15 protein-coding genes are annotated in these 16,980 nt (G+C 72.3%); 5 read left to right on the top strand and 10 right to left on the bottom strand.

The window, feature by feature from the left end; genetic code table 11:
- Positions 1–36: 36 nt before the first annotated feature.
- Complete coding sequence (locus ACWGUG_RS06305) at positions 37–2,079, bottom strand: VWA domain-containing protein (protein ID WP_452324161.1); 2,043 nt, start codon at positions 2,077–2,079, stop codon at positions 37–39.
- A gap of 24 nt (positions 2,080–2,103) precedes the next feature.
- Positions 2,104–3,495, bottom strand: a complete 1,392-nt coding sequence (locus tag ACWGUG_RS06300; protein ID WP_452324160.1) for an AAA family ATPase — start codon at positions 3,493–3,495, stop codon at positions 2,104–2,106.
- A gap of 205 nt (positions 3,496–3,700) precedes the next feature.
- On the opposite strand from ACWGUG_RS06300, the gene ACWGUG_RS06295 reads away from it, so the two are divergent.
- Positions 3,701–5,194, top strand: a complete 1,494-nt coding sequence (locus tag ACWGUG_RS06295) for a DUF222 domain-containing protein (RefSeq protein WP_452324159.1) — start codon at positions 3,701–3,703, stop codon at positions 5,192–5,194.
- Positions 5,195–5,267: 73 nt separating this feature from the next.
- Here ACWGUG_RS06295 and ACWGUG_RS06290 read toward each other — a convergent pair whose 3' ends face one another.
- From ACWGUG_RS06290 to ACWGUG_RS06265, 6 genes are all read right to left on the bottom strand, one after another.
- Positions 5,268–5,942 (bottom strand): signal peptidase I, encoded by a 675-nt coding sequence (locus tag ACWGUG_RS06290; protein ID WP_452324158.1) that lies wholly within the window; start codon positions 5,940–5,942, stop codon positions 5,268–5,270.
- A gap of 24 nt (positions 5,943–5,966) precedes the next feature.
- On the bottom strand, positions 5,967–6,887 hold the full coding sequence (locus ACWGUG_RS06285) for a hypothetical protein (RefSeq protein ID WP_452324157.1): 921 nt from the start codon (positions 6,885–6,887) through the stop codon (positions 5,967–5,969).
- Entirely contained in the window at positions 6,884–7,480 is a 597-nt protein-coding gene (locus tag ACWGUG_RS06280) for a hypothetical protein (RefSeq protein WP_452324156.1), read from the bottom strand. The genes ACWGUG_RS06285 and ACWGUG_RS06280 overlap by 4 nt, the downstream gene beginning before the upstream one ends.
- Before the next feature lie 96 nt (positions 7,481–7,576).
- Complete coding sequence (locus ACWGUG_RS06275; protein ID WP_452324155.1) at positions 7,577–8,149, bottom strand: alternate-type signal peptide domain-containing protein; 573 nt, start codon at positions 8,147–8,149, stop codon at positions 7,577–7,579.
- Positions 8,150–8,423: 274 nt separating this feature from the next.
- Positions 8,424–9,452 (bottom strand): NADPH:quinone reductase, encoded by a 1,029-nt coding sequence (locus ACWGUG_RS06270; protein WP_452324154.1) that lies wholly within the window; start codon positions 9,450–9,452, stop codon positions 8,424–8,426.
- 42 nt (positions 9,453–9,494) lie between these two features.
- On the bottom strand, positions 9,495–10,148 hold the full coding sequence (locus ACWGUG_RS06265; protein WP_378884190.1) for a TetR/AcrR family transcriptional regulator: 654 nt from the start codon (positions 10,146–10,148) through the stop codon (positions 9,495–9,497).
- A 98-nt stretch (positions 10,149–10,246) separates the two neighbouring features.
- Here ACWGUG_RS06265 and ACWGUG_RS06260 point away from each other — a divergent pair, with 98 nt between their 5' ends.
- From ACWGUG_RS06260 to ACWGUG_RS06245, 4 genes are read left to right on the top strand one after another with little or no spacing between them, the layout of a single operon-like run.
- Positions 10,247–10,720 (top strand): N-acetyltransferase family protein, encoded by a 474-nt coding sequence (locus ACWGUG_RS06260; RefSeq protein WP_452324153.1) that lies wholly within the window; start codon positions 10,247–10,249, stop codon positions 10,718–10,720.
- Between the two features lie 17 nt (positions 10,721–10,737).
- A complete protein-coding gene (locus ACWGUG_RS06255; protein ID WP_452324152.1) occupies positions 10,738–11,484 on the top strand; it encodes an ABC transporter ATP-binding protein in 747 nt (248 codons plus the stop codon).
- A complete protein-coding gene (locus tag ACWGUG_RS06250) occupies positions 11,481–13,994 on the top strand; it encodes an ABC transporter permease (RefSeq protein ID WP_452324151.1) in 2,514 nt (837 codons plus the stop codon). Before ACWGUG_RS06255 ends, ACWGUG_RS06250 begins: the two co-directional genes overlap by 4 nt.
- Positions 13,987–15,429: an MFS transporter gene (locus tag ACWGUG_RS06245; protein ID WP_452324150.1), complete on the top strand. Its 1,443-nt coding sequence runs from the start codon at positions 13,987–13,989 to the stop codon at positions 15,427–15,429. The genes ACWGUG_RS06250 and ACWGUG_RS06245 overlap by 8 nt, the downstream gene beginning before the upstream one ends.
- Before the next feature lies 1 nt (position 15,430).
- On the opposite strand, the gene ACWGUG_RS06240 is transcribed toward ACWGUG_RS06245, so the two are convergent.
- Both ACWGUG_RS06240 and ACWGUG_RS06235 read right to left on the bottom strand, forming a co-directional pair.
- On the bottom strand, positions 15,431–16,270 hold the full coding sequence (locus ACWGUG_RS06240; RefSeq protein WP_336398196.1) for an ADP-dependent NAD(P)H-hydrate dehydratase: 840 nt from the start codon (positions 16,268–16,270) through the stop codon (positions 15,431–15,433).
- Positions 16,254–16,979 (bottom strand): histidine phosphatase family protein, encoded by a 726-nt coding sequence (locus ACWGUG_RS06235; protein ID WP_452324149.1) that lies wholly within the window; start codon positions 16,977–16,979, stop codon positions 16,254–16,256. Before ACWGUG_RS06235 ends, ACWGUG_RS06240 begins: the two co-directional genes overlap by 17 nt.
- Position 16,980: the final 1 nt, after the last annotated feature.

Below are 16,980 nucleotides of genomic sequence, written 5' to 3'. Positions count from 1 at the left end.
GCGGGTCGAGCGGCCGGCGACGGCTGATCGCCCGCGTCACCACCACCAGGACCGGCCCTGGAGAAGGTCGCCGAAGTCCTCGGGCGAGCCCCGCCCGGTGTGCCGGGAGCCGAGGTAGCTGTCGACGACCGCTCGCCCGAGGTCGTCGAGCTCCGGCGCCACGACCTGACCGCAGGCGCGCCGGGCGAGCGCGTCGATGAACCGCGCGAGGCCGGGGTCCTCCCCCAGCCGGAAGAACGTCGTCTGGGCGCCCAGCCGCTGCACCGTGTCGAGCTCGCGCACCGTGGCCGCCACCGTCCGGGGGTCCGGCGGATACGAGAAGAACACGCTCCCGTCCGGCCGCAGATGCGAGGTCGGCTCGCCGTCCGTCACGATCAGCAGCACCGGCTGCGCGGTGGGGTTCTTGCGGAAGTGCCGCTGGGCGAGCAGCAGCGCGTGCTGGAGGTTCGTGCCCTTGTCCCACACGGCGTCCTTGGCGGTGAGCTGCTCGATGTCGATCACCTCGGCGTGACGCGCGAACGCGATCAGCCGCAGGTTGTCGCCCCGGAACCGCGTCGAGATCAGGTGATGCAGAGCCAGCGCGGTGCGCTTCATCGGCACCCACCGGCCGTCCATCGCCATCGAGAACGACGTGTCCACCAGCAGCGCGACCGCCGCCTGCGTGCGCTGCTCGGTCTCGACGACCTCGACGTCTCGGGTGTCGAGCCGTACGCCGGATGACACGTCGCCCCCGTCCAGCACCGTCCGCAGCACCGCGTTCGACACCGTGCGCGGGATGTCCCACGGCTCGGTGTCGCCGAACGCCCACTCGCGCGTCGACCCCGTCCGGTCGCCCGCCGCGCCGGCGTTGCGCGTCTCCCGCCGCCCCAGCCGTCCGGACTGGCGCGTCGCGATGTCGCGCAGCAGCGCGCGCCCCAGCTGCCGCATCGCCCGCGGGGTGAGACGCAGCTGTCCGTCGGACGCCCGCTGCAGCATCCCGGTGTCCCTCAGCTCCTGCTCGAGCTCTTTCAGAGTGCGGGCGCTCACCGCGGCCCGCTCGCCGATGAGCCGCTCGAGGGCGTCGAGGTCGATGTCGTCCATGCGCGCGCCCGGATACATCTGACCGAGCTGATCGGTCAGCGCATCGAGGTCGGACAGGTCCTGCATGATGCCCGTCGCCTCGCCGAGACCCGTCGGCTGATCACCCGAGAACGATGCCGATCCCGTCCAGCCCTCTCCCGGCCGCAGCGAGCGCAGGTTGTCGTCGAGGCGCGACAGCGACTGCATGAGGTCGGGCGAGCCGAACGCCTGCTCGGCGAGGCTCAGCAGCTCGTCGCGCTGCTCGGGCGTCATCGAGTTGAGCATCCGCTGCGCCGCCGCAGCCCGCTCGGCGAGCGTGTCGAGCAGCTCGTCGAGGTTCTGCGGGTTCTCGGGGAACTGATCCCCGTGCCTGCGCATGAACTCGTCGAAGTCCTCCTGCGTGTCGTCTCCCATCCGGCGCTTCTCGAGCAGGTCGTTCAGATCGTTGAGCATGTCGCGGATCGCCTGCCGATCGGCATCCGTCGCATTCTCCAGCGCGTTCTTCATGCCGGCGAAGCGCTGATCCAGCAGCTCGCGGCCGAGCAGCTCGCGGATGCGGTCGTAGTCGGCCCGCGCGCTCGGGCTCTGCCAGTCGTAGTCGGCGAGGTCGTTGACGGCCGCGGCGGTGCTGGACGGCAGGTTCTCGAGCCGCATCTCGGCGAACGCGCGGGTGGTGTCGTCGAGGTTCACGTCGCGGACCAGGTGCTTGCGCTCCTCGAGCACGGCGCGGTCGAGCAGCTTCTTGACCTCTTCGAGGGTGCCGTCGAGGCGATGCCGCCGCGTGAGCTCGGCCCGGCGCTCGCGCACGCGGCGGGCGAGGTCGTCCAGACCGAGGCGGTCGCGGTCGCCGCGGCGGAGGTACTCGCGCAGCGCGCGGTCGGCGGAGGTTCCCGACATCACGTCCTGCCCGATCGCCTCCAGCGCCGACTGCACCTCGACCGGCGGCGCGAGCGGGTCGCCGCCGGTGTACCGCCCGTAGCGCGCGGTGTGGCCCGGTGTGCGGTGGAAGGAGCGGACCATCAGCGGATGCCTCCTCCAGACGGGTCACCCATAGACCGTCTCACCCCCGGCGCTGTCCTTGCCGATGCGCTTGTCGAGGTAGAGGGACTCCAGGAGCAGCTCGAGCGCACCCGCGCGCTCACCGGGCGTGTGCGCGTCGAGGCGCTCGGCGACCTGATCGTAGAGGTCGGACTCGCCCAGCACCGGCATCGCGGCGAGCACGTCGGCGGCGGTCACCTGCTCGCCGGTCATCACCGTCGCGCCGTCGTGGAGGGCGTCGGCGAGCGCACGGGCGTCGATGCCGCGCAGGTGCGCGCGGGCGGTGTCGGCGACGGCGGTGCGCAGCAGGTGCTCGAGGATGGCGCGCTCGCGTCCCTCCTCCCCCGTCTCGAACTCGATCTTGCCGCCGAGCACGTCGACGGCGGTCTCGAGGTCCACGGGTCGGGCGACGGCGACGTCCTCGTGCTGACGCGTCGCCCGATGCAGGGCCGCCGCGGCGATCGTCTCGGCGCCGGCGATCGCGAAGCGCGCGGATACGCCGGCACGCTGGTCGACGGCATCCGATTCCCGGAGGTTGCGCGTGAACCGCGCCAGCACCTCGAGAAGGTGGGAAGGCACGGCGGCGACGAGGTCGGCCTCCTGCCGGATGACGGCGATCTCCTCGTCGATCGTCTGCGGGTAGTGCGTGCGGATCTCGGCCCCGAAGCGGTCCTGCAGCGGCGTGATGATGCGGCCGCGGTTCGTGTAGTCCTCGGGGTTCGCCGTCGCGACGACGAGCACGTCGAGGTCCAGGCGCAGCACGTAGCCGCGGATCTGGATGTCGCGCTCCTCCATCACGTTGAGGAGGGAGACCTGGATGCGCTCGGCGAGGTCGGGCAGCTCGTTGATGGCGACGATGCCGCCGTTGCTGCGGGGCACGAGTCCGTAGTGGATCGTCTCGGGGTCGCCGAGCGAGCGGCCCTCGGCGACCTTGATCGGGTCGACGTCGCCGATGAGGTCGGCCACCGACGTGTCGGGCGTGGCGAGCTTCTCGGCGTACCGCTGGCTGCGGTGGCGCCACGCGATGGGCAGGTCGTCGCCCAGTTTGCTCGCGCGGCGGACGGATGCGGGGGCGATGGGGTGGAAGGGATGCTCGCCGAGCTCCGACCCCTCGATCACCGGCGACCACTCGTCGAGGAGCCCGACGAGGCTGCGCAGGAGCCGGGTCTTGCCCTGCCCGCGCTCGCCGAGCAGCACGACGTCGTGACCGGCGAGGAGGGCGCGCTCGAGCTGCGGGATGACGGTGTCGTCGAAGCCGTGGATGCCGGGCCACGGGTCCTCGCCGTTCGCCAGGGCGGCGAGGAGGTTCTCACGCAGCTCGATGCGGACCGGCCGGTAGGTGTGACCCGATGCGCGCAGCTGCCCGGCCGTCGTGATCCCCGAAGGCGAAGGTGTCATGCCCGGGAGGCTACGCCTGCTGCGGCGGGGCGAGGGCCGGACCGGGGGAAATTCTCGGGGACGGGGTCGGGGACGGGGTTTGGATGGGTGGGGCCGCCCATGATTCGGTGCGACCGCCCCCACCTGCGGACGGTGGGCTTGCGCGTGAATCCATAGGCTAGTCGTATATATCTTCGAGTGTCTGAGGCTCATGCCACAATGAACTATGGACATCTTCTCCGACCTGCAGGACGCGATCAGCGCCCTGCAGGACGCCCTCGGAGACGGCGATGCCGCGCGGATTCCGGCGACCGTGCACGGACTCGACGACGACGAACTCCTGCGGGTGATCCGGAGCGCGACGACGCTCGTGCGCGCCGGAGAGTCCGTCCGTATCGCGGCGTCGGGCGTCGTCGCGGCGCGCTCGACCAGGGATGCCGGTCACAGCGGCCTCGCACAGAAGAACGGGCACCGGTCCGCCGTGTCGCTCATCCAAGACCTGACTGGCAGCACCCGCGCCGACGCGACGAAGCAGGTGCGCATCGGGGAGGCGCTGGCCACCTCACTCGTGCCGGCGGGTTCGGACGCGGGCTCGGGCGACGACGAATCGGGGATGACCTGTGGGACGCCGGCTGCGCCGCCCTGGCACGCCGCGCTGGGCGAGGCTCTGCTGGTGGGCACGCTGACGTCCGCGCAGCACGACGCCATCTTCCGCGGTCTCGGCGATCCGCCCGCGGGCGTCGACGACGAACACGCCGACGATACGGCGGCGCGCGACGCGTGGGCGCTCGCGGCACAGCAGCTGGTCGATGAAGCGCAGGTGCGCACCGTCGAAGAACTCGGGACTGCTGCTCGCGCAGTCCGCGACCTGCTCGACCCCGAGGGCGCGCAGCGCCGCTTCGACGAGCGGTTCGACGCGCGCTCCTTCCGCACCTGGACCGACCGCGACGGCGTGCGCCGCGGCAGCTTCACGTTCGACGACGTCGGCGCCGTCGGCATCGACACCATCATCGCCACCGCGCTGCGCCCGCGTCGCGGCGGACCGCGCTTCGTCGATCCCGACGAGGCGGCGCGGGCTCAGGAGCTCTCCGACGATCCGCGCACGAACGATCAGATCGCCTACGACCTGATCATGGACATCATCCGGGCCGGCGCGCTCGCCGACGCCTCGACGGTGTTCGGCACGCGACAGGCCGGCATCCGCATCGTCGCCACCCAGGATGCCCACGACGGCGCCATGACCGGACGGCCGGCGGTCGCCCTCGTCGAAGACACCGGTTCGACGCTGCCAGGCTGGGTCATCGCGGCTCGAACCTGCGACACCGCGACGGTCACCGTCACCCTCGACCCGTCCGGCAATCCGCTCCACCTCGGCCGCGAAGCACGACTGTTCAGCCCGGCACAGCGCGTCGCGTTGGCGGTCCGTGATGGCGGATGCCGCATCCCCGACTGCGACCGACCCGCCTCGTACTGCGAGGCGCACCACATCGACCCGTACGCGCACGGCGGCCGCACCGACGTCGATCGGGGCATCCTGCTCTGCGCGTTCCACCACATGAACCTGCATCATCATCGGTGGCGCATCACACGCGACGGCACGGAGGAGTTCGTCCTCCATCGCCCCGGTCTGCCGCCCGTCCCGCTGCCCATGCGGGTCGCTCGACGCTACGACTTCGGCGACCTCGCTCCTCCAGGTCGAAGACTCCACCCCGCCGGGTAGCGCCGTGCCGGCGCCGAGTGCGCCGCGCGGTTCGCATCGCGACGGGAGTTGCCGCGACGCAGCGGGTCGCCCTCTATCCTTCGGAGACGAGAGCCTCGTCCGTCGCGGGGCCGCGGGTCGCGGCATCCGTCGTCCCCTTCTTCCGTCGATCACGCGCGGCCGCGACGATCGAGATCGCGGCGTAGAGGAAGAGCCCGCCGGCGACGACCGCGAGCACGATGGTGCGGTTCGAGCCGTTGAGGACGTTGTTCACCCAGCCCAGCAGCGGCAGGCTGTACCAGAGCGTGCCGCGGACCTGCACGGACCTCACCGGCTCCGGATCGACCGCGTCATTGTTGTCGCCCTTCGTGATGAAGGTCAGCTCGCCATCCGCATACGTCTTCGAGACCACGCGATGACTCACGACAGCCGCCTCGCCCGACCGGATCTGATACGTGATCACATCGCCCACGCGGATGTCGTCCACCGGCGTCGGCCGGATGACGACGAGCGTCCCCGGCGGCAGCCCCGGCTCCATCGACTGCGTCAGCACCGTCATCGCGCTGCCCCCGACCACGACCGGCAGACCGACCACCGCGACGGCCACGCCGAGCAGCAGCACGAGGATCGACGCACTCAGCGACACGGCGAGGTAGTGCAGCAGGCTCTGGCCCTCGTCGCGCCGACGAGACGCGGCGCGGCCGGCGGGCGCCGCGTCAGCGAGCGTCGAACCGGACGCGATGTGCGGCGGAGCTTCGGTGGTCATCATCATGGGAATCGATCTCGCAGGGGTTCAGGCGCAGTGGTAACGGGGGCCGGACTGAGCCGACTCCGACGGGTTCGTGGTGCGGGTGACCTCGACCGGCGCGCTCGCGGACGCCGTCGTCCCCGAGGCCGAGGTCTCGGTCGCCTCGACGGCGAGGGAGTACGTGCCGTTCTGGGCGATCGCGGTGCCGCTCAACACAGCCGAGACCGTCGCATCGGCGCTCGTCACCGTCGCAACGGTGGCTCCGGACGCGACGTCGTACAGCCGGTACGAGATGGCGGCGGTGTCGGTGCGGTGAGCGGGGGCGCTCCACGTCAGGCGGATGTCGCGTCCACCTTCTCGCAGACACGTCGGTGTGCCGGCGGCGGCCAGCCGGTAGGCGGTCTGCGTGATGGTGGCGGCGGTCGCCGACGTCGTCCAGTGCGCGCCGACCGCGCCGGTGACGCTCAAGGTCGCGGTCGCGCTCTGCCCCTGCAGCTCCGCGTTCGTGGCGCCCTCGATCTGCGTCGAGACGCAGACCCTGACGCTCGCACCGGCGGCGAGTGTGCGTGCCGCCGCGGGCAGCGCGGGAGCAGTGTCGGCGAACGTCGTCACGACCGCGCCGACGGGAGCCGTCGCACCGCACGTGCCGGTCCACAGCCGCAGGGTGGTCTTCTGGGCGAGCGTCGTGCTGCCGGTCACCCGGTTGGCGAGGGCATACGACAGCGGCGCACCGCCGGCGTTCGTGATCGTGAGCTCGCCGACGACCGCCGTCGAACGACTGCCGGCGTAGCGGTACGTCGTGGTCAGCGCACCCGTCTGCGCCAGCGTGGTGGCGACGGTCGCGGACGAGGTGGACGCCGACACCGACGCGCTCGCGACCCATGCGGCGGTCGCCGCACCCGCGCCGCCGAGCACCGCGAGGGTGACGAGCGCGGCGATCGGTCCGATGTGGCGACGGCGGATCATCGGTGCACCTGCGTTCCGGAGACGGTGAGCGAAAGGACGGATGCCGCTGCCCCGGCCGCGTCCGCCGGTGCATCGTGCGGCAGGCCGACGCCGATGCACACGATGTGCGAGGCGCCGGGGGCGAGGGTGAGCTGCAGGTCGGAACCGGTGGCGGCGCCGACTCGGGTGGTCATCGTCGCCGGCACGCGACCGGCGGTGCAGTCCGCGGCCGACGCGACCGTGCCGCCGGTGACGGCGACCGCCGCCGTGAAGGCGGTGGCGCCGGCCGAGCTCGTCACCGGGTCGATCGCGAGGGCGAGCGCCGTGGTGCCGGTGTTGCGCACGGTGGTCGGTGCCCAGACGGTGCGGCCCGGGTAGAGATCGGTGGCCGAGAGCTCGAGGGGCGTGGCGGTGAGGCCCGCCGATCCGGCACGGAGCGTGACGGCGGATGCCGCCGGCGCCGCCGCCGTCCAGATCGCGAACGTTCCCCCGCCGGCCAGGACGCCGAGGACGATCGCACCGGCGGCGCCCAGCGCACCCAGCAGCAGTCGCCGGGGCGCGGCAGCGCGACGGGTGTCGCGCTGTGCGGCGTGGCGGCGGGTGCGGCGGGTCATGGCGGGGTCCCTCGGTCGGTGTCGCAGCGGGAGAAGGGGGCGGAGCGGGCGGCGTCCGCCGGAGGGCCCGCCTCTTCGGAGGCGGGCCCTCTCGGATTACTCGACGTCCTGCGTGAGGCTGACGGTCAGCGCGTCGAGGGTGACGGCGCCGTTCATCGCGTCGTTGTTGCCGCCGACGACCTCGCCGTACGGGAAGGCGATGGTGACCGTGACGGTGACGTCCTCGCTGACGACGCCGGCGCCCGGGGTGACGGTGAACGTCGGGCCGGTGCCGCTGATGCCGGTGCCGGAGGCGGTGAGCTCGGCGGAGTCGGTGAGGTAGCCCGCCAGCGCCACATCAGCGGGGTTCCCCGCGTCGGCGGGTGCGATCGACGAATCGGTCAGGGCGAGCGTCGCGCTCAGGCTGTCGCCCTCGGCACCGACCTTCATCGTCTTCGTGTAGGTGAGCACGTCGCCGGGAGCGACGGCGTAGTCGGCGATGGTGATCGGCGAGCCGTTGGCGGTCCAGGTTCCCTCGGCCTGCGCGGCATCGACGACCAGGTTGCCCGACACGATCGACGCACCCGGCGCCGACGCCGACGAGTTCCAGGTGGCGAACGTGCCCGCGCCGCCCAGCAGCAGGATGACGCCGGCGGTGGTGGCGATGGAGGCCTTGACGATCTTCTTCATGGGAATGTCCTTTCGCGGGAAGCCCGCTCTTCATCTGCGGAGTCAGAGGTGCCGGGACCTGCGCGGCCGGTCTCCCGATCGCTCCTCGAGCACGATGAAAGTCTTCAGCCCGCGCCGCAACGTCCCGCCGAGCGACCGCCAGCGCTCCCGCAAGGCATCCGCAAGATCTGCGTGAGTGTGGGAGCGATCCCATCCGAACCGCAAGATCAGCGCAAGAACACCCGGAATGGACTTTTCGCGCGGATTCGGTGTGCTAGTCGCCGCCGCTGAGCGGTCAGCGGTTGTCGCCGGAGACGTCGATCAGCACCTTGCCCACCGCGCCCTGCTCGACGGCGTCATGGGCGGCCGCCGTCTCCTCGAGCGCGAACCACGTGAGCGGGAGCCCCGCTGCCTCACCCACCGGAAGCGCACCGTCGCGCAGCGCAGCGGTGATGTCCTCCGCGGCGGCCTGGAGCGCGGCATCCCCCACGGTGTAGAGCAGCAGACCCTGGAGCCGCACGTTCTTCGCGAACGTGGGCCGCGCCGGGATCGTGGCGGCCGCGCCGCCGTTGTCGGCGTAGTACGCGATCGAGCCGTGGTTGGCGATTACCTGCCCGTCGAGATCGGCGTTCTGCGCGATCGACACCTCGACGATGTGGTCGACACCGCCGGGCGCGAGCGCGGCGATGCGCTCGGCGGCATCGCCGTCACGGTAGTTCACGACGTGGTCGGCGCCCGCGGCTCGCGCGAGCGCGGCCTTCTCCTCGCTCGAGACCGTCGCGATCACCGTCGCCCCCGCCCACACCGCGAGCTGGATGGCGGCGTGCCCGACGGCACCCGCTCCCCCGGCGACCAGCACGACCCGCCCGTCGAGCGATCCCGGCGACAGCCGTGCCGGCCCGAACTCGTGCACCGTGAGCGCCCGGTGCGCCGTCATCGCGGGCACGCCCAGGCTCGCTGCGACATCGAAGCCGATCCCCTCGGGCAGTTTCACGGCGCGCTCAGCGGGGATGACCGTGAACTCCTGCGCGGTGCCGGTGGGTCGCTGGTGCTGGGCGAGATACAGCCACACACGGTCGCCGACCGCCAATTCCATCACGCCCTCGCCGATGGCGTCCACGACTCCGGCGCCGTCCTGATTCGGCACGACCTCGTCGAACGCCGGCGTGGATCCGGCGGAAGCGCGCGCCTTCCAGTCCGTCGGGTTCACCCCGGAGACGGCGACCTTCACGCGGACCTCCCCGGGCCCGGGTTCCGCGGGCTCCCGCTCCGCGAGCGAGAGGACGGACGAGCTGCCGGTGCGGGAGTAGACGATCGATCGCATGCGACAAGCCAACGCGGCGGCGACCGCGGGCATTTCCGATCGCTAGACCGGCCGCCCGGCGCGGCTCATGGCGTCGGCGAACCCGTCGAGCAGGAGCTCCAGGCCGTACTCGAACTCGGCGGCGTCGTCCTGCCCGGCGAGCGTCGGGCCGATCTCGGTGACCAGCGGGAGCAGCTTCTCGGCACTGGCATCCTGCATGCTGTCTCGGATGGGCGGGGTGATCGCCCTCGCCTCGGGCGAGAAGTAGCCGCCGACCTCGATGTCGAGCGTGCCGAGCGAGTAGGCGGCGAGTGCGCGGTAGCAGCGCGCGGTGCTGAGCGCGTCGAAACCCGCACGGCGGAAGGACCGGAAGCCTGCTTCCACGAACGCGAGCGCGTCGGGGGTGTGGGGCGGGAACCTATGGATCAGGCGCGCGGCGTTCGGGTGGCGCATCGCGACATGACGCACCGAGCGCATGATGAACCGCATCGCGTCGCGCCAGTGGACGTCTTCGGGGGGCGTGTCCACTTCGGCGAGCAGCAGCTGCGCGACGGCGTCAAGAAGGGCGTCCTTGTCGGCGAAGTACGTGTACAGCGACATCGCGGACGTGCCCAGATCCTGCGCCAGTCTTCGCATGCTCAGGGCGTCCACGCCGTTCGCGTCGATCGCCGCCAGGGCCGCGTCGGCGATCACGCGCTGTGAGAGCTTTTCTGCCAATTCCGAACCTCCTGCTTGACAGCGTACATCGTACGCTGCAATATGTACGACGTATCCGTACACCGTACAGAGATATTACTACACCGTAAGGAGCTGAGATGTCCGAGATCCGGGAAGCGACGCCCGAGGACGCGGCGGTGCTCGACGAGATGGTGCGGGAACTCGCCGCCCATGAGGATTCGCTGGAGCACGTCCTCGTCGGCGCTGCCGAGTGGCGCACCCTGCTGGCGCGTCCCGAGGTGACCGTGCTGATCGCCGAGGCCGAGGGCGAGGCGCTCGGGTTCACGTCGATGGTGCGCCGCCTGCACCTGTGGAGCGGCCGAGACCTCCTCGCACTCGACGACCTCTATGTCCGGCCGGGCCATCGCGACAACGGCGTCGGCGGCCGGCTGATGAACGCGGCCGCGCGTCTGGCCTCCCGCGATGATCTGCTCGTCGTGTGGGGCGTGAGGCTCGACAACCACGCCGGCCAGCGCTTCTACGCACGCCTCGGCGCGACCCTGAGCACGAAGATGGCGGCCTCCTGGAGCCCCGACCGCTACCGCCGACACCTGACAACGACCATCCACTGACAACGGGAGCAAGAATCATGACCACGATCGCCATTCAGGCAGCCGACCTCGTGAAGACCTACGGGTCGGGGCCCGCCGCCGTCCGCGCCCTCGACCGTGCCAGCCTCGCCGTCGCGCGCGGCCGGTTCACCGTCATCATGGGCCCCTCGGGGTCCGGCAAGTCGACGATGATGCACGCCATGGCCGGGCTCGACACGGTCGACTCGGGAAGCATCCGTCTCGGCGACCTGGAACTGACCGGGCTCGGCGAGAAGCAGCGCACGCTCCTGCGGCGCACCCGCATCGGGTTCATCTTCCAGTCGTACAACCTCGTTCCCGCGCTGACGGCGCGGGAGAACATCGAGCTGCCCCTCCGCCTCGCCGGGGCGCGGGCCGACAGTGACTGGGTGAACGATCTCGCCGGCACGCTCGGCATCGCCGACCGCCTCACCCACCGACCGGCCGAGCTCTCCGGCGGTCAGCAGCAGCGGGTGGCCGTCGCCCGCGCCCTGGCCGCCCGCCCGGAGGTCGTGTTCGCCGATGAGCCCACGGGTGCCCTGGACTCCCGCGCCTCTCAGGCGCTCCTGACCTTCCTGCGCCGCGCCGCGCGCGAGTTCGGTCAGACCATCGTGATGGTCACGCACGACCCCTCGGCCGCCGGGTTCGCCGACCGGGTCGAGTTCCTGTCGGACGGCGCCGTGGTGGATGGGTTCGACGACCCCACCGCCGCGAGCGTGCTCGACCGGATGGCTCGCTTCGACGCCGCAGTGGAGGTGGCGGCATGATCCGCTTCGCCCTCGCCCAGCTCGTCGCGCACCGCCTTCGCCTCGCCCTGACGGTGATCGCCGTCATGCTGGGGGTCGCCTTCGTCTCGGGCAGCCTCATCCTCAACGACACCGCTCAGAAGCTCTTCGACGACCAGTTCGCCACGGCGGCCGCCGGTGCCGACGTGACGGTCCGCACCGCCACCGCGTTCGACTCGGGTATGGGCGTGGAGGTCGAGCGGGATCCGCTCGCCGCCGGAGTCCTCGAGGAGGTCGCCGCCATCCAGGATGTCACCGCCGCGGTGCCGGTCGCCAAGGGCGCCGCCCGTCTGGAGCGGGATGCCACCGACCTCGGAGGCATCCAGCTCTCCACCTGGGTCGCGCCGCCCATCGGCTCCTATCCCCTGCTCGACGGCGATTCCCCGTCGGGCCCGGGTGAGGTCGCCCTCGACAAGGCCACCGCGGATGCGCTCGGCCTCGGCGTCGGCGATCGCGTGACCGTCGTCGGCGAGCAGCGCGTCGACGCCCGCATCGTCGGACTGGTCGGATTCGGCGAGGCCGACGGGCCGCCAGTGGGTGCCGTCGCCCTCGCGACGCTCGCCGGCGCACAGTCCGCGCTCGGTCTCGGCGACGGGCTGAGCGAGCTCCTCATCACCTCCGACCTCCCCGTCGGCGATCTCCAGCCGCTCCTGGCCGACGAGCTCGGCGGCGACGTCCAGGTCGCCACCGCGCAGGACCTCGCCGCCGCCGGCGCCGAGCAAGCCGCCTCGAACCTCGAGATGCTGCAGATCGTGCTCGTGGCGATGAGCGTCGCCGCGCTCGTCATCGGCGCCTTCCTCATCGCGAACACGTTCGGCATCGTCATCTCGCAGCGCACGCGCGAACTGGCGGTGGCACGCGCCGCCGGCGCCACCGGCGCGCAGGTCGCGGGGTCGGTGCTCGTCGAGGCCCTGGTCGTGGGAGCCGTCGCCGCCGCAGCCGGAGTGGTGCTCGGCATCGCCAGCACGTACGGCCTCCGCGGCCTGTCGCGCACCTTCGGCGTCAGCATCCCCGACGGCGACCTCGTCGTCCAGCCGCGCACCGTCCTCATCGCGCTCGCGGTCGGCACCGTGGTGACGGTCGCGTCGGCTGTGGGCCCGGCGCGGCGCGCCGCGACCGTGTCGCCGCTGGCCGTCATGCGCGCCGGTGCCGCGGAGGCGCGCAGCGTGGGTCGCGGACGGACCATCACCGGTGCGGCGCTGCTCGCCGTCGGTGCGGTGGTCGCCGCGCTGCCCACGTTCGGGGCGCCCGTCGTGCTGCTGGGCGCGGGTCTCATCATCGCCCTCGTCGGGGTCGTCATGGCGGGTCCCGCTGCGCTGCGGCCGCTGGTCGCGGCGGTCGGTCGCGCCGGCGCCGGCACGGTGCCGGGGCGACTCGCCCGGGACGCCGCCCTGCGCGCGCCCCGGCGGACGTCAGCGACCGTGATGGCGCTCGCGTTCGGACTTGCATTGATGGCGTTCGTCTCGGTCGTCGGAGCATCCGTGAAGGCGGCGACAGGCGCGCAGTACCGCGAGGTGATCTCGGCCGACGTCGTCATCGAGAGCGCCGGCCAGGAGATGCTCGGCGGGGTGCACGCGTCCGTGTACGACGAGGTCCTCGGCGTTGCGGAGGTCGGCACCGCGACGCGACTGAAATACGGGCACTGGAAGGACGGCGAGTCGACGTCGGCACTGACCGCCTTCGACCCGGAGCGCATCGCCGACGTCGCCGGCATCCGGATGGTGGACGGCAGCCTCGGGGCCCTGACGGGAGGCGGTGTGATCATCGCCGAGCGCGTCGCGGCCGACCGCGAGCTCGGCGTGGGCGACGAACTGCCGATGACCTTCGCCCGCACCGGCGAGCGCTCGCTTCCCGTCGTCGGCGTCATCGCCGACAGCCCCGCCCAGGCGCTGCAGACCGACTACTTCGTGTCGCTCGACACCTACGCCGGGCTGTTCACCGAAGACATGGACGCGAGCATCTTCGTCACCGCCGCCGACGGCACGACCCCCGCGGAGCTGACGGCGGCGCTGGGAGCGGCGCTCGACGACCACCCGACGGTGCAGGTCCGCGACCAGGCCGCCGTCATCGCCGGCCGCACGCAGACCGTGGACCAGATCTTCGGCCTGGTCACAGTGCTCCTCGGTTTCGCGATGGTCATCGCCGTGCTCGGGATCGCCAACACGCTCGCCCTGTCGATCGTCGAACGCACGCGTGAGATCGGACTGCTCCGCTCCGTGGGGATGTCCCGTGGCGGGGTGGCGCTGATGGTGCAGACTGAAGCGGTGATGGTCGCGGTGGTCGCGCTCGTCACCGGGCTCGCCCTCGGTATCGGCGCCGCGTTCGCCGCGGTCGGCGCGTTGTCGACGATCGCGCCGTTGGGGATCGTGATCCCCGTCGACCAACTCGTCGCGCTCGTCGTCGTCGTCGCCGTCGCCGGGCTCGTCGCGGGCCTCGCCCCCGCCCGCGGCGCGGCGCGGCTCCCCGTTCTGGAGGCAATCGCCCATGTCTGAGCACCGCCGGCTGTCCCTCGTGCTCACGCTGGTCGCCGCCCAGCTGGTCGTGATGATGGACTCCAGCATCCTGAACGTCGCGCTGCCCTCCATCGCGGAGGACCTGGACCTCTCGGCCACCGCCACCGCCTGGGTGCTCAACGCGTACTTCCTGACGTTCGGAGGGCTGCTGCTCGTCTCGGGCCGGGCCGCCGACATCGTGGGGCGCCGGCGGATGTTCCTCGCCGGCGCCGCCGTCCTGACCATCGGATCCGTCGTCGGCGCCCTGGCGGCCGACGAGGTGACGCTCATCTGCGCGCGGCTGCTCCAGGGAGCCGGGGCGGCCATGCTGAGCCCGGCGGCCATGTCGGTGATCCTCGCGCGTTTCACCGGCGAGGACCGCACCCGGATCATGAGCTGGTGGGGGGCGGCATCCACCGTCGGCGGGGCGCTCGGTGTCACCGTCGGCGGCATCCTCACCGGCTCGTTCGGGTGGAACAGCGTGATGGTGGTCACCGCCGCCTTCTCCGCCGCCATCCTCCTGGCGGGCTGGGCGATGCTCCCGGTCGACGAGAAGGGATCGCGGCGCTCGTTCGATGCGACGGGCGCCTCCCTGGTCACCGTCGCCGCGGTCGCGGTCGTCTACGCGGTCCTCGCCGCGCCCCATGCCGGTCTCGTCTCTCCCGAGGTCATCATGGCGGCCCTCGCCGCGGTCGGCGCCGGACTCGCGTTCGTGCTCGTGGAGCGGCGCGCGTCCGACCCGATCCTCTCCCCGTCCGCGCTCCGCGACGCGCGGGTCTCCGGTGGCATTGTCGTGAACATGCTCGGGGGTGCGGCGCGCATCGCGTGCTTCGTGCTCGTCGCCCTCCTCATCCAGCAGGTCCTCCTTTACGCGCCCGCCGTCGCCGGGCTCGCGATGCTGCCGACGTCCCTCGCCGGGTTCGCGGTCAGCACCCTCGTGCTGCCGCGCGTCCTCCGTCGCTTCGGACCCGAGAAGGTCGTGCTCGCGGGGCTCGGTATGCTCGTGGTCGCGCACCTGCTGTTCGCGTCGATCGACGCCGGCGCGCCGTACATCTGGCGCGTGCTGCCGGTGCTGATCCTCGCGGCCACGGGCGTCGCGTTCAGCTTCACGCCGACCACCCTCGTCATCGCCGACGGCATGGCCGCGCGCAACGCCGGAGTGAGCTCGGGGCTGGCATCGGCCACCGCGCAGATCGGGGGCGCCATCGGCATCGCCGTCTTCGGCGCCGCCAACGCGGCGGCGTACGCGGCGACGGTCGACGCCGGTGGTACGAGCGCGGCCGCCGTTGACGCGGGCCTCGCGGCCGCGCACCTCGCCGCCGCCGGCAGTGCCGCCGTAGCCATCCTCATTGCGATGCTGACGTTCCCGGCCCTGCGGATCACCGGCGCGGCGCGGCGCCGGGCGGGGCAGGCCCGCCCCGCCGATCCGCGCTGAGTCAGACCCCCACGTCGCGCATCGCGACGGGGAGCTCCCGCGCCAGCTCCCCCGCGAGGAAGCCGAGTCCGAGGCGCGCGCCCAGCAGCCGCCCCGCGCGGCCGTGCGTCCACGCCGCCCAGACCGCGGCCCGCGACGGCTCGAGCCCGCGCGCGGCGAACCCGGCGATCGCGCCGGCGAGCACGTCCCCGCTCCCCGATGTGCCCAGCCCGGCGTCGCCCTCGTCGACGCGCCAGGCGCGGCCGGACGGGTCCGCGACCACGCCGTAGCAGTTCACCACCGCATCGAAGCGGCGTGCGATCTCGCGCACGTCGTCCACGTGGTCGTCGAGGTCGCGCCCCAGCAGGATCCCGGCCTCCTCCTTGTTCGGGTTCAGCACGAGCCGCGCCGGCAGGGCGCCGCGGTCCACATCGCCGAGCACACCGAGGGCGAACGCGTCGAGCACGAGCACCTCGGGGCCCACGTTCGCGACGGCGAGCAGCGTGGCCCGGGTCTCGTCGGCGTCGGAGAATCCGGGACCGACGAGCACGGCATCCGCCGACTCGAGCTGCTCCCGCAGCGCGCCGCCGAGGGGCGTCTCGGCATCATCGGGGAGCGCGAGGATGCCGGCTTCGGGCAGCGCGATGCCGACGTGGGCGTCGATGGACTGGGGCACGGCGAGCGCGACGCGTCCGGCGCCGACGCGGAGCGCGGCCTCGCCCGCCAGCAGCACCGCACCGGGCGACGTCCTCGAGCCGCCGACCACCACGACGTCTCCGCGCGACTTCTTCGAGTCGCCGGGGTCGGGCAGGCCCCAGCCGCGCAGCAGCGACTCGGTGACGCGCTCAGGCCGGCTCGACATCGGGGTTCCCCGGGTGCGCGGTGACGTCGGCGCCCTCTCGCCGCAGGTGCGCGACGTCGGAGAAGTCGACGAGCTCCCAGCCGCGGTCGCTGCGAACCAGGTGGGTGACCGACCCGTTGAGCACGGTGTGGTCTTCGGCGAACGCCAGCAGCTCGTCTTCGCGGAGGGGCAGCAGCACGTACAGCAGGAGCATCACCACCGCGTCGTGGGCCACCATCAGCACGCTCTCGCCCGGACCCTCGAGCGCCTCACGCAGGAACGAGCGCAGCCGCAGCGCCACGTCGGCCCATGACTCCCCGCCGGGCGGGCGGTGGTAGAACTTGCCGAGGTGCCTGCGCCGGGCCATCTCGTCGGGGTGGCGGCGCGCGACACCGGTCCGGGTGAGCAGATCCAGGATGCCGAGCTCGCGGTCGCGCAACCGCTCGTCCACCACCACCGCGGCGTCCGCGCCGGACGCGTCGAGGGCGAGTGCGAGCGTCTCACGAGCCCGCAGATACGGCGATGCCCAGAAGGCGTCGATCGTCGCCCGCCGGTCGTGCAGCCATGCGCCGAGCGCCGTCGCCTGCTCGCGACCCGTATCGGACAGCGGGACGTCGGCGTCGCGCTCGTCGAGGGGGATGACCTCGAGCCCGTCGATCTCGGCTCTCGTCGCCGCGACGTTGCCGATGCTCTCCCCGTGCCGCACCAACCACAGCTCTCTGACCGCCATC

This window comes from Microbacterium sp. NPDC055455, assembly GCF_053619935.1.
This window is presented reverse-complemented; position numbering and strand designations above follow the sequence as displayed.